Origin of the sequence: Kitasatospora sp. NPDC056800, assembly GCF_042789775.1 — a bacterium.
Lineage (GTDB): Bacteria > Actinomycetota > Actinomycetes > Streptomycetales > Streptomycetaceae > Kitasatospora.
Genome location: NZ_JBHUAL010000011.1, coordinates 52453 through 64643, shown reverse-complemented (window position 1 = coordinate 64643; position 12191 = coordinate 52453). Strand labels below are relative to the sequence as shown.

The following is a 12191-nucleotide window of genomic DNA, read 5'->3' as shown; positions in this document are numbered from 1 at the left end:
ACGCAGCCCACACAGGCCGCACAGCCGACGCAGGCCATGCCGGCCGCGCCGTCAGACGCCCCCGACCAGCGGCGACGCCCCGCCCACACCCCCGTCCTCGCCGCCGTCCTCCTCGCGGTCTTCGTCGTCCCGATGTCCATCTCCGGCACCGCGGTCGCCCTCCCCCGGATCGGCGCCGGCACCCACGCCGACCTCGCCCCGCTCCAGTGGGTGGTCAACGCCTTCAACGTGGCCTTCGCCTGCTTCACCCTGGTCTGGGGCTCGATCGCCGACGTCATCGGCCGGGCCAGGGCCTTCGCCGCCGGCGTCGCCCTCTACGCCCTCGGCTCGCTCGCCAGCGCCGTCGCCGCCGACGTGCTCTGGCTGGACGCCGCCCGCGCCCTCACCGGCATCGGCGGCGCCGCGATCTTCTCCTGCGGCGCGGCGATCCTCTCCACCGTCTTCGACGGCCCGGCCCGCGCCCGGGCCTTCGCCCTCTTCGGCACCGTCGCCGGGGCCGGCGTCGCCCTCGGCCCGTCGCTGGCCGGCGTGCTGGTGCAGGGCCTCGGCTGGCGCTGGGTGTTCGCGGTGCACGCCGTCGCCCTGGCGTTCGTCCTGCTCGCGCTGCCCGTGATCGCCCGAGCCGTGGCCGCCACATCCGCCGGCACCGGCGGCGGGCGGATCGACGTCCCCGGCAGCGCGCTGTTCGTGCTCGCCATGGTGCTGCTCACCACCGCCATCGTCCAGGGCTCCCAGTGGGGTTGGGGCAGCGCGGGCGTGCTCGGCCTGTTCGCCGGCGCGGTCGCCGTACTCGGCGTCTTCGCGGCCGTCGAGCACCGCAGCGCCCACCCGATGCTGGACCTCGGCCTGCTGCGCGACCGCCGCTTCCTCGGCCTCTGCCTGGTGCCGGTGGCCGCCTCCTTCGGCTTCGTCACCGTGCTCACCTACCTGCCGAGCTACCTGACCGCCGTCACCGGCCGCGGCACCGGCGCCGCCGGGCTGCTGATGCTGCTGCTCACCGCACCGGTGCTGGTCCTGCCGATGCTCGCCGCCAGGCTGGTCGCCCGCGGCATGCGCCCGCTCACCCTGGTCCTCCTCAGCCTGGCCTGCCTGGTGGCGGGCGACCTCGCCCTCACCCTGCTCTCCCCCTCCGCCACCGTGCTGCTGCTCGCCGCCCCAATGCTCATCACCGGCGCCGGGATGGGGCTGTCGGCCGGCCTGGTCGACGGCCAGGCGCTGGAGTTGGTCGACCCGGCCAAGGCCGGCATGGCGGCGGGCTTCCTCAACACCCTGCGCCTGGGCAGCGAGGCCGTCGCCGTCGCGGTGTACGGCTCCGCGCTGGCCACCGTGCTCGGTACCCGGGTCGCCGACGGCATCGACGCCCACCCGGATGCCTCCCGGGCCGGCGAGGTCGCCGACCGGGCGGCCGGCGGGGACCTCACCGGCGCCGCCGAACTCTCCGGCGCCACCGACCACCGCGCCTTCACGGACTTCCTGGCGCACGCCTACGACTCCGCCTTCCACTCCGTGCTGTGGGGCCTGGCGGCCGTCGGCGCGCTGCTCGCCGTCCTCATCGCGCTCCTGCTGCGCGGCACCTCCGCCAGGACCACGGCCTGACGGACGCCGACCGGCCCGCCGCCACGAGGGCGACGGGCCGGGGCAGGAGCGGCGGGCGGATCAGCCCAGCGGCAGCTCCAGCCGGGACTCGTGCCCGTTCGGCGAGCCGATGGTGATGGTTCCCTGCTCCGCGGCGTAGGAGTACAGCTGGTCCCGGCTGTTGACGACCAGCGCCACCCGGTGGCCGACCGGCACGTCGTACGCGGCGGGCTGGAGCTCCCAGTCGACAGTGGTGTCCTGGCCGGGCGTCAGGCCGAGCGCGGTGTACGGCTCGTGGGTGATGATCCGCGCGGTGCCGTCCGGGGCGACGTCGAACAGGTAGGCCACCAGGGTGGCGGCCTCCTCGGTGCTGCGCACGGTCAGCCGGACCGCCGCGGCGCCCCGGATCCGGCGGGCCACCCCGTCGCTGCCGGTCAGCGGGTCGGTCGACCAGACCAGCAGGTTCTCCCGCTCGAACTCGGCCAGGACGTACTTCCGGGGGTTGCCCGTCCACTCCTTCTGGCCCGTCTTCATGACCTCGTCCACCGCGGTGGCCTTGGTCTCCAGGCCGGCGGTGAAGCTCCGCGACCAGCCGGCGGCCTGCTTGTCGGCCAGCGCGCCGTCACCGTCGCCGTTGACGCCGGTGAGGTACCAGGCCTCCGTGCCGGTGGTGACGTCCGCCCACGAGTCGTGGCCCTCCCGGCGGGCGGCCTCGGTGATCCGCCGCCCGCCGCCCAGTACCGGCTTGGTCTTGTAGGTGAACATGACCTGGTTGGTCACCCGCGGGCGGTTCGGCGCCTCGTTGTCGGCACCCAGCAGGTGGTGGTCCAGGAACTCGTAGGCCTCCCGGAGGGGCTCCGCCAGACCGGGGAACGGCAGGTGGGTCAGCAGTCCGGACAGTCCGGCGCCCTCCGGCGCGCCGTGGTCGCCGATCCACAGGTTCAGCTGCTTCGGCACGGTCAGCCGGTTGTAGACGTCGATCACCGGGGCGACCGGGAAGAGGGTCTCGTGCCAGGTGTTGGAGATGTAGGTCGGGATGCCGAGTTCGTTGGTCTTGCCCAGGTATGTCTCCGGCGAGCGCTCGGTGCCCCAGGCGACCACGTCGTCGAGGTCGCGGTTCTGGTCGAACTTGTCGAGGATGTCCAGGGCCTCCTCGTCGAACTTGTCGTCCCGCTCCCCGCCCGTGAAGCCGACCAGCACCTTGACGGCCTCCACGTGCCGGGTGTCGTTGGCGTAGAGGCTGGTGGCCAGGTTGCCCCAGGTGCTCAGCGCGACCACGGCCTTGACCCGCTCGTCCCGGTCGTGCGCGGCGACCAGCTGGCTGATCCCGGAGCCGTAGGACACGCCGAGGAAGCCGACCTTGCTCGGGCTGAAGTGCCCCTCCGCGTAGGTGATGACCTTCGAGCCGTCGGCCCAGTCCTTGGGCCCGGCGACGTCGATGTGCCCCCCGGAGGTGGAGATCCAGCCCGGGTAGCCGAGGCCGCGCGGGGTGTAGGTCAGCACGTGGTAGCCGCGCAGCGCCAGCTTGAAGTAGGCGTAGACGAAGGGCAGCCAGCCGAGCGGGTTCCACCCCGCGGGCAGGATCACGACCGGGCGCTGCTCGTCGCCGTGCAGCTTGATGGTGAACGCCGACAGCTTGAGGTTCTCCTCGACGGGGATCCCGGTGACCTCGACCTCGGCGATCCGCCGCACCTGGGCCACCAGCTCGGCCAGCTCCGGCGGGAGCTGGACGCTCTCGTCGCCCTGGACGGCCGCCACCAGGGCGTTGCCGAGGTCGACGACGGCCTGGTTGACGGTGTTGCCAGGGCCCCGGAGGCCGCTGTCGGCGATCTCCGTGAGGGTCGCCTCGGTGATCGCCGGGATCGGCTGCCCACTGATACTGGCCATGCGAACCACCTTTTCCGTAACGGATGCTGACCGCATCATGGTCCGGAGTGACCGGATGCTAACTGATGCACCGTCAGATTCGCTCGGATAGGTGGTTCGTGGTCATCCTCCCTTGCCGATCACCGAACCGTGGTATCCGCGGCGTCACCCGAGCGTGTCGAGCGCCGAACCGATCAGCGCCCGGGCCCGGTCGCCGTACACGGCCGTACCGGACAACTTCTCGAAGGCGTCCAGGTAGTGGGCGACCTCGCGGGGCCGGGTGACGGTCAGGCTCGCCGTGAGGGTCTCCACCTCCACCTGCTCGCCGTCGTAGAGGCTGAAGGTCTCCAGCGGCCACACCTCCCGCTCCGCGCCCGCCGGGATGACCCCCAGCGAGACGGCGGGCAGCGCGGTCGCGGCCAGCAGGTCCTCCAGCTGCCCGCGCATCACCCCGGCGTCCCCGATCCGGTGGCGCAGCACCGACTCCTCCACCAGCAGGGCGAACCGCTGCCCGCCCTCCCGGACGATCCGCGAGCGCGCGAGCCGGGCCTCGACCGCGTCGGCGACGTCGTCGGGGGTGCCGTGGAAGCGGGTGATGGCGGAGAGCAACGCCGTCGCGTAGCCCCGGCTCTGCAGGAACCCGGGGACGAGGGAGGAGCTGTACACCCGGAACACCCTGGTGCGCTCGAACAGCGGCACGTAGGAGTTCTGCAGCCGGGTGAGCCCGGTGCGCTGGAGCCGCCGCCACTCCACGTACATCGACTCGGCGGAGCGCGTCGCGGCGATGAGGTCGGCCGACTCCTCCTCCGCCCCGCAGAGCCGGCACCAGGTGCGGATGTCCTCGTCGGACGGCGAGGTCAGCGCGTTGATGATCCGGGAGGACTTGGAGGGGTGCCAGCCGGCCCGGAGCGCCAGCTCGCGCCCGTTGAACCCGGCGTCGCGGCACAGCTCGCGCAACCGGTCGGCGACCTCCTTGCGGACCGCCACCGCGCTGCTGGACGGCATGACTGAGGGCATGGTTCACCTGCCTGGGAATTGTCGGGGTGGACGGCGCACTCCCCGTGCGGCTCCTACCGAGAAGCGTAGCCGCGCACCGCCGCCGCGCCCGAGCCGATTGCACACAGTTGCAGCGGAGTTGGGGAGCAGAACGGAAGGCTGACAAACGGCCGCGCGAAACCGGGTCGCCACCGGCCGGGACGGCGGGCCAGACTGCCGGGGTGGACACTCGTCGGCCTTGCCCCTGCTGCGGCCATCTCGTCTTCGACGTCCGGGAGGGGTGGCCCGGTTCGTCCGTCGTCTGCCCGGTCTGCTCCTGGGAGGACGACCCGACCCAGCTCCGCCGGCCGCTCCTGCCGCGCGGCGCCAACAGCGTCTCGCTGGTGCGGGCCCAGCGGAACGTCCAGGAGTACGGCGCCTGCGACCAGCGCGGCCGCCGCTTCGTCCGGCCGCCGACGCCCGACGAGCCGCTCGACCCCGCCTGGCGGCCCATCGACCTGGCCACGGACGTCTTCGAGGACCGGGCGGACGAGGAAGGCCGCCCCTGGCCCGAGGACCGGTCGGTCTGGTGCTGGTGGCTGCCGTCCTTCCCGGGCGCCACCGAGGACCCGACACCGAGCGTGCCCCGCCTCGTCACCATCGACGTCGGATCCGTCCGCGACGAGAGCGGTCTCCACGCCGTCCTGAAGCGCGAACTCGGCTTCCCGGCGTTCTACGGCAGGAACTGGAACGCCTTCTGGGACGCGATCACCGGCCTGGTCGCGATGCCCCGCGAGCTGCGCTTCACCGGCTGGGCCGAGCTGGAGCGCGAGGTCCCGTCGTCGGCCGCGCTGCTCCGCAGCCGGCTGGCCGAATTCGCCACGGCCGAACGGGACTTCACTGTCGTCTACGACGAGTAGCCGACCGAGGCCGAAGCCCGTCCGGCAGGGCCCGGCGCCAGCAACTCCCCACTGGTGACGGCACAAAGGCCTATCGGCCGGCCCCTCCGCCCGGCACAATCACCGGTATGACGATCACCCCCGGCGTGCCGCCCAGGCGCAACCTGCCGATCGCCCTCGCCCGCAGTTTCCTGACGGGTGGCGTCATCGGAGGATCGCTCGCCGGGCTGGTCGTCGGCGTCGTCCTGGAGAATGTGCCGCTGCTCGTCGGCGGCCTGGGCGTGCCGATCGGCTACGGCCTGCTGTACCTCCTCGCCGGCTGGCCGCGGCGGGCGCGGGAGGCGGCCGTCGTCCCGCGTACGGCGCTGGCGGTGGTCGAGAGCCGGACCGTCCCCGAGGGCCAGGTGACCGACCGGGCGGTGCGGTTCGACCTCACCGTCGTACCGGACGACGGGCCCGCGTTCCGGGTGGAGCTCACCCAGGACATCAACGTCGCCGACCTCCCCGACTACGTGCCGCGCACCGTCCTGGTGGTCCGCTACCCGCCGGACCGGCCGACGGACATGCGGATCGTGAAGCGGCCGACCCCGGAGTGGGAGGAGCGGGCGGCCGGAGCCCGACTCGACTCCGCACCCGAGGCGACCAGGCTGAGCGAGCCTCCCGAGAGCCGTGCCGTCGGCTTCGTCGGGCTCCTCGGCCTGCTGCTCGCCGCCACGGCCGTCGTGTTCCTGTTCCGCGCGGACCTGTTCGAGCAGCAGCCCGCCGAACCGCCGTCCTCCTCGGCGGACCCCTCGGTCTCCTCCTCGTGGTCGGCCGAGGTGGTGACGGGCGGGTCCGGCACCGTCGTGCTCGGCGCCGGCCAGTCCTTCCTCGACGACGGCGCGTTGGGCCGGTCGATCGACTCCGTGACCCGGAACGGCGAGTACGGCCCGGTGACCACCCTCCAGGTGACGGACAACCTGCTGGCGGTGACGTTCTCCTCGGCCGGCACGAAGGCCCGCGAGTTCGACCCGAAGTCGCTGCCCTACGAGCGGTTCCCCGCCCTGGTCGAGGAGGCCAGAACCACCCTCGGCGTCCACGCCCCGCAGGCCTGGAGCATCACCGTCCTCCGCACCGACGGCCCCGTCACCATCACGGTCAGCGTGACCGGGCCCGGGGGCGCCGCCGTGCTGGAGGCGGACGGGCAGGGCCGGGTGCTGCGGCGCACCTCGGCGCACTGAACCACGGACAGGAACGGGACGCAGATGAACTGGCACGGAGTTCTGGCGCTGTGGTGCGGGGCGTTCGGCCTCGTCGCGCTGGTCGGGTACGGGCGGTCGCTGGCCGGCCTGACCCGGGCGCAGCGGACGGTACGGGTGACGGGGCGGATCGAACGGGTGCGGGAGCCGCGGAACGGGAGCTCCCAGGAGGACGGGATCGCGGTGGTCGTCCGCTTCCGGGACCCTTCCACCGGCGAGGAGTTCGTCGTCACGAACGACACCGGGACCGGCGACCTGATCACCACGGCCTGGGTGGGCCGGGAGGTCGGAATCCGCTACCCGCCGGGGCGGCCGCACGCCTTCCGGTTCACCAACAGCCCCCAGGACGGCGGGCGCGGGCTCGGCCTGCCGAACTCCGCCGTCCTGCTGATCTACGTCGGGCTGGTGGTCGTCGCCTCGATCGACTGGGGCTGGCCGTGGGCCCTGGTCGCGGTCTGCGGGCCGCTCACCGTCCTCACCGCCTTCCACCTGCCCGGGGAGCGGCGGCGCATGAGGAAGCGTCTCGCCGAGCTGGACGCCATGGCGTCCGCGACGGGCCGCGTCATCGCCGTCCTCAGGACCGTCGAGACCGACGCGGACGGCGACCTCCGCACCAGCCGGACACCCGTCTACTCCTTCACCACCCACGAGGGAACGGCCGTCACCGGCTACCAGCCCTCGTACCTGTCCGACACCACCGCCGCGTACGGCCAGGACGTCGTGATCCACTACGCGCCCGACAACCCGGCCGACTTCACACCGGCCCTCGCCGCCACCCGCGGGTCCGTGGAGGCGAACCTCGGCTGCGCGGTCCTGGCCCTCGTCATCCTGGCCGCGGCGGCGGCCGCGGGGGCGGTCCTGCTCTCCCGGTAGCCCCTGGCCCCCGTCGCCCACTCCCCCGGGCGGGGGACGGCTCAGCCCGGAACCCGGCTCCGGGGAGGACGACCCGGTGCCCCGGGCGCGGGCACGGTGGAGTCCGCCCGGCGGCAGCGGCCGGCGGGCGGGGACACCGGAGGAGACGGCATGCGCGCACCGACACCGGCCACGGCACGAAGGGTCGCGGCGCTGGGCGTCGCCGCCGCCGTCCCGTACATCGGCCTCAAGAGCTACTGGGCGGCGGGCGGCCGGGCCGGGCTCGCGGCCGGGTTCGACGTGGCGGACGAGTTCACCCGCAACGGCGCGCCCGGGGCCCTGGTCTGGCTCGAACGGCACGGCGTCGACTTCACCGCCGTCCTCGCCCTGGCCGGGCTCGCCATGGCCTGCGCCCTCGCCTGGCCGTGGGGACGGCGCCTCCCGCGCGGGCCGCTGCTCGCCCTGGCCTGCGCGGGGACGCTGCTGGTCCCGTACGGCCTGCTCACCGCGCTGCTCGCCCTCACCGGGGACGGCGGCGGCGCGGCGGCGCCGATCACCGGGTGGGTCGCGCCGGCCGGGGTCGGGGCCTTCCTGGGGATCGGGACGGCCCTGGGCGTCGGGGCCTGGTCGCAGCTCCGGCCGGGACGGCGCACGGGCGTCAGGGGTTCGTGACGGCCCGGTCGGAGTCGCTGCGCAGCACGCAGAACTCGTTGCCCTCGGGGTCGGAGAGGACGGCCCACCCCGAACCGTCGGGGTTCCGGTGGTCGCCGACGAAGGTGGCGCCGAGGCCGAGCAGCCGCTCCACCTCCTGGTCGCGCGAGGTCTCGGGCCGCAGGCACAGGTGGACCCGGTTCTTGACCGTCTTCGCCTCGGACACCTGGTTGAAGTACAGCACCGGCCCCTCCGCCAGCAGCACCTGGGTCTCCCGGTCCCCCGGCCGGCAGTCGGGGTCCAACGGCCGACCGGTCACACCACTCCAGAACCGCGCCAGCTCATAGGCGTCCGCACAGTCGATCGCCACGTTCTGCAACACCGAAACCATGCGCGCGAGTCTCCCCGATCCCCGCGCCGGACGCCACCGGGTCGCGCCCGCTCCCCGCACCCCCGCCGAGGGCGGGACCGGCCCGTGAGGAGCGGCCCCGCCGACGACCCTGACCTGCGGCGATACGGCCCGGATGCAGGCCCTCACGGACGTGCCTACGGTGGAAGGAGTAGCCCAGAGCATCCAGGAGGTTACGTTATGACTTCCGACAAGAAGCCCGTCCAGCTCACGGCACGCACGGTGAGCGGCCACGTGGTCGCCAACGCACCGATCAGCGGCGACTTCGAGGCCACGCTGACCGACACGGACGGCAAGCCGATCGTGGGGCGGCAGATCACCTTCTACAGCACCGCGAGCGGCCAGCGCGTCGGCTCCGCGACCACCGACCAGAGCGGGATCGCCAAGCTGAACTCCGGCTCCAAGATCCTCGATCCGGTCATCGTCGCCAGCACCCTCACCACCGGCTGCGAAGCACGGTTCGAGGGCGACGACGAGTACCAGGCGGCCTCCGCCCACGCCGGCACCGCGGTCGGCGTGTAGTCGGCGCCGTACCCGGACACGTGCGGAGTGGGAAGTCGGCCCGGCCGACTTCCCACTCAGCGCCACCCGCCGGACGGCTCTTCGGACGGCGATTCGGTCAGCGATGTGCTCAACCGACCGTAGGACTGCGGCGTTCGAGGAGGACCACGTCGCGCCACCGGCCGTCGCGCCGGCCGATGCGCTCCCGCGTCCCGACGACCCGGAACCCGGCCCTGGCGTGCAGGGCGAGACTGGCCGTGTTCTCAGGGAAGATCCCCGACTGGATCGTCCAGATCCCGGCCCGCTCGGTGGAGGCGATCAGCGCCTCCAGCAACGCGGCGCCCACGCCCCGCCCCCGCGCTTCGGGGTGGACGTAGACGGAGTGTTCGACCACACCCGCGTACGCGCACCGGTCCGACACCCGGGCCACCGCGGCCCAGCCGAGCACCCGGCCAGCCCCGTCCCCGTCCCCGACTCCGTGTCCGTCGAGGGCGACGAAGCGGTGCTCGGCCAGGCGCGCGACGTCGAACGCCTCCCAGTTCGGCGGGGCGGTCTCGAAGGTGGCGTCGCCACCGTCGATCCCGAACCGGTAGATCGCCAGGACCTGTTCGGCGTGCGCCGCCGTCATCGCGACGATGGCCACTCCCCCGTTCACGCCCCCGCCCCCACGCCCAGCTCGGCGAGCAGACCGCGGACGCGCCGCTCGATCTCGTCGCGGATCGGGCGCACGGCGTCGACGCCCTGGCCGGCCGGGTCCGCCAACTGCCAGTCCAGGTAGCGCTTTCCGGGGAAGTACGGGCAGGCGTCGCCGCAGCCCATGGTGATCACCACGTCCGAGGCCCGGACCGCCTCGACGGTGAGGACCTTGGGCGTCTCGGCGGAGAGGTCGATCCCCACCTCGGCCATCGCCCGGACCACGGCCGGGTTGACGGTGTCGGCGGGCGCGGACCCGGCCGACCGGACCTCGACCCGGTCGCCGCCGAGGTGGCTGAGGAAGGCGGCGGCCATCTGGGAACGGCCGGCGTTGTGCACGCAGACGAACAGCACGGACGGCTTGGACGGCCCGGACGGCAACACGGCTGCAGGCACGGGCGGCTGAGGCTCAGACACGGGCGGACCCTTCGACGGCGGTGGCGGGCTGGGGGAAGTAGCGGCGGGCGGCGAGGGCCACGTGGACGAGGCCGATGAGCACCGGCACCTCGATCAGCGGCCCGACGACTCCGGCGAGGGCCTGGCCGCTGGTGGCGCCGAAGGTGGCGATGGCGACGGCGATGGCCAGTTCGAAGTTGTTGCCCGCGGCGGTGAACGCCAGGGTGGTGGCGCGCGGGTGGTCCAGGCCCACCGCGCGGCCCAGCGCCAGGGAACCGGCCCACATGACGGCGAAGTACACCAGCAGCGGCAGCGCGATCCGGGCGACGTCGAGGGGCTGCGAGGTGATCGCACGGCCCTGGAGCGCGAACAGGACGACGATCGTGAACAGCAGCCCGTACAGCGCGAACGGGCCGATCCGCGGCAGCAGCCCGGTCTCGTACCAGGTGCGGCCGCGGGCCTTCTCGCCCAGGCGGCGGGTGAGGTAGCCGGCGGCGAGCGGGATGCCGAGGAAGACCAGCACGCTGCGGGCGATCTCCCAGGCCGACACGTCGAGCGCCGCCTGTTCCAAGCCGAGCCACCCGGGCAGCACGGACAGGTAGAACCAGCCCAGCGCGCCGAACGCGACCACCTGGAAGACGGAGTTCAGGGCGACGAGCACGGCGGCGGCCTCCCGGTCGCCGCAGGCCAGGTCGTTCCAGATGATCACCATGGCGATGCAGCGGGCGAGGCCGACGATGATCAGCCCGGTGCGGTACTCCGGCAGGTCGGGCAGCAGCAGCCAGGCGAGGGCGAACATCACGGCGGGCCCGACCAGCCAGTTGAGCACCAGGGAGGGGATCAGCAGGCGGCGGTTCCGGGTGACGGTGTCCAGCCGGTCGTAGCGGACCTTGGCGAGCACCGGGTACATCATCACCAGCAGGCCGAGCGCGATCGGCAGCGAGACGCCGGTGACGGTCACCTTCGCGAGCGCGTCGCCCAGGCCCGGGACGAGCCGGCCGAGGCCGATGCCGAGGGCCATCGCGGCGAGGATCCAGAGCGCGAGGTAGCGGTCGACGAACGACAGCCGGCCGGCGACGGGGGCGGGCGCCCCGGTTGCGGCGCTCACTCGGCGGCTCCGGGCGACACCGAGCCGGGTTCGAGCGGCGCCGGGCGGGTGAGGACGCCCGCGAGGCGGTCGGTGGTCTCGGGGACCAGCCGGTAGTACACCCAGGTGCCCCGGCGCTCGGAGTCGATCAGCCCGGCCTGCCGCAGCAGCTTCAGGTGGTGGGAGATCGTCGGCTGGGACAGGTCGAAGGCCGGGGTCAGGTCGCAGACGCACACCTCGCCGCCGGCGCCGGAGGCGATCATCGACAGCAGCCGCAGCCGCACCGGATCGCCCAGGGCCTTGAACAGCGGCGCCAGTTCGGCGGCCTGCCCTTCGTCCAGCGGAGCGCTCAGCAGCCCGGGGCAGCAGCCGTCCGCGCCGTCGTCCTGGCCCAGCACTCGGAGTTCCTGTTTCGACATGCTTCTATATTGACGAACGCCGATCCAGTCCGCAAGCTTGCATCGACGGATATCGATCCAGGCTCGATCCAGCCTGTTGGAGGCCACCATGTCCCGTGTCCAGCTCGCCCTGCGCGTCGCCGACCTCGAAGGCTCCATCGCCTTCTACACCAAGCTCTTCGGCACCGAGCCCGCCAAGCGCCGCCCCGGCTACGCGAACTTCGCCATCACCGAGCCCCCGCTGAAGCTCGTCCTCATCGAGGGCGAGCCGGGCGAGGACACCCGCCTGGACCACCTCGGCGTCGAGGTCGCCTCCACCGAGCAGGTCACCGCCGCCACCACCCGCCTCCGGGACGCCGGCCTCGCCGCCTTCGAGGAGAACGACACCTCCTGCTGCTACGCCGTCCAGGACAAGGTCTGGGTGACCGCCCCCGGCAGGGAGCCCTGGGAGGTCTACGTGGTCAAGGCCGACGCCGACACCCTCGGCAAGAGCGCCGCCGGCGCCCCCGAGGCCTGCTGCACGGACACCGCCACCGGCGAGGCGTCCGCCTGAGCCGGCGTGCACGGGAAGTCGGCCCGGCCGACTTCCCGCGCACCGGAGCCGCCAGGGCGCGTCCGACGCCGAATGAGGCGGCCGCCACTTCACCGAGG

The 12191-nt window shown here is 73.3% G+C and carries 14 protein-coding genes; 7 read left to right on the top strand and 7 right to left on the bottom strand.

Features of this window, described 5'->3' with window-relative positions:
- Positions 1 to 36 precede the first annotated feature (36 nt).
- A complete protein-coding gene (locus ACFRQN_RS04675) occupies positions 37 to 1596 on the top strand; it encodes an MFS transporter (RefSeq protein WP_380738242.1) in 1560 nt (519 codons plus the stop codon).
- A 60-nt stretch (positions 1597 to 1656) separates the two neighbouring features.
- Here ACFRQN_RS04675 and ACFRQN_RS04670 read toward each other — a convergent pair whose 3' ends face one another.
- Complete coding sequence (locus ACFRQN_RS04670; RefSeq protein WP_074004131.1) at positions 1657 to 3462, bottom strand: CocE/NonD family hydrolase C-terminal non-catalytic domain-containing protein; 1806 nt, start codon at positions 3460 to 3462, stop codon at positions 1657 to 1659.
- Positions 3463 to 3606: 144 nt separating this feature from the next.
- The gene (locus ACFRQN_RS04665; protein WP_380738212.1) at positions 3607 to 4446 is read right to left on the bottom strand and encodes a helix-turn-helix domain-containing protein; all 840 of its coding nucleotides are present in this window, start codon (positions 4444 to 4446) and stop codon (positions 3607 to 3609) included.
- Positions 4447 to 4658: 212 nt separating this feature from the next.
- Between ACFRQN_RS04665 and ACFRQN_RS04660 the strand changes: the two genes are divergently transcribed.
- The 4 genes from ACFRQN_RS04660 to ACFRQN_RS04645 all read left to right on the top strand — a co-directional run bounded on the left by ACFRQN_RS04660 (position 4659) and on the right by ACFRQN_RS04645 (position 8077).
- Positions 4659 to 5336 (top strand): CPCC family cysteine-rich protein, encoded by a 678-nt coding sequence (locus ACFRQN_RS04660; protein ID WP_380738210.1) that lies wholly within the window; start codon positions 4659 to 4661, stop codon positions 5334 to 5336.
- A 107-nt stretch (positions 5337 to 5443) separates the two neighbouring features.
- Positions 5444 to 6535: a hypothetical protein gene (locus tag ACFRQN_RS04655; RefSeq protein WP_380738207.1), complete on the top strand. Its 1092-nt coding sequence runs from the start codon at positions 5444 to 5446 to the stop codon at positions 6533 to 6535.
- 24 nt (positions 6536 to 6559) lie between these two features.
- The gene (locus tag ACFRQN_RS04650; protein ID WP_380738205.1) at positions 6560 to 7426 is read left to right on the top strand and encodes a DUF3592 domain-containing protein; all 867 of its coding nucleotides are present in this window, start codon (positions 6560 to 6562) and stop codon (positions 7424 to 7426) included.
- Positions 7427 to 7576: 150 nt separating this feature from the next.
- Positions 7577 to 8077, top strand: coding sequence for a hypothetical protein (locus ACFRQN_RS04645; protein ID WP_380738203.1), 501 nt, complete (start codon positions 7577 to 7579; stop codon positions 8075 to 8077).
- Here ACFRQN_RS04645 and ACFRQN_RS04640 read toward each other — a convergent pair.
- Positions 8064 to 8447, bottom strand: a complete 384-nt coding sequence (locus tag ACFRQN_RS04640) for a VOC family protein (protein WP_049651006.1) — start codon at positions 8445 to 8447, stop codon at positions 8064 to 8066. The genes ACFRQN_RS04645 and ACFRQN_RS04640 overlap by 14 nt on opposite strands.
- Positions 8448 to 8645: 198 nt before the next feature.
- Here ACFRQN_RS04640 and ACFRQN_RS04635 point away from each other — a divergent pair, with 198 nt between their 5' ends.
- A complete protein-coding gene (locus ACFRQN_RS04635; RefSeq protein ID WP_074004125.1) occupies positions 8646 to 8987 on the top strand; it encodes a hypothetical protein in 342 nt (113 codons plus the stop codon).
- 109 nt (positions 8988 to 9096) lie between these two features.
- Here ACFRQN_RS04635 and ACFRQN_RS04630 read toward each other — a convergent pair whose 3' ends face one another.
- Genes ACFRQN_RS04630 through ACFRQN_RS04615 form a run of 4 tightly spaced genes read right to left on the bottom strand, consistent with a single transcriptional unit; the run spans position 9097 to position 11561 of the window.
- Positions 9097 to 9594: a GNAT family N-acetyltransferase gene (locus ACFRQN_RS04630; protein WP_380738240.1), complete on the bottom strand. Its 498-nt coding sequence runs from the start codon at positions 9592 to 9594 to the stop codon at positions 9097 to 9099.
- Between the two features lie 23 nt (positions 9595 to 9617).
- Complete coding sequence (locus ACFRQN_RS04625; RefSeq protein WP_380738201.1) at positions 9618 to 10055, bottom strand: arsenate reductase ArsC; 438 nt, start codon at positions 10053 to 10055, stop codon at positions 9618 to 9620.
- Between the two features lie 13 nt (positions 10056 to 10068).
- Positions 10069 to 11163, bottom strand: coding sequence for an ACR3 family arsenite efflux transporter (arsB, locus tag ACFRQN_RS04620; protein WP_380738199.1), 1095 nt, complete (start codon positions 11161 to 11163; stop codon positions 10069 to 10071).
- Positions 11160 to 11561, bottom strand: a complete 402-nt coding sequence (locus ACFRQN_RS04615) for an ArsR/SmtB family transcription factor (protein WP_380738197.1) — start codon at positions 11559 to 11561, stop codon at positions 11160 to 11162. The genes arsB and ACFRQN_RS04615 overlap by 4 nt, the downstream gene beginning before the upstream one ends.
- A gap of 88 nt (positions 11562 to 11649) precedes the next feature.
- Here ACFRQN_RS04615 and ACFRQN_RS04610 point away from each other — a divergent pair, with 88 nt between their 5' ends.
- Positions 11650 to 12093 (top strand): ArsI/CadI family heavy metal resistance metalloenzyme, encoded by a 444-nt coding sequence (locus tag ACFRQN_RS04610; protein WP_380738195.1) that lies wholly within the window; start codon positions 11650 to 11652, stop codon positions 12091 to 12093.
- The last annotated feature ends 98 nt before the right edge of the window (positions 12094 to 12191 follow it).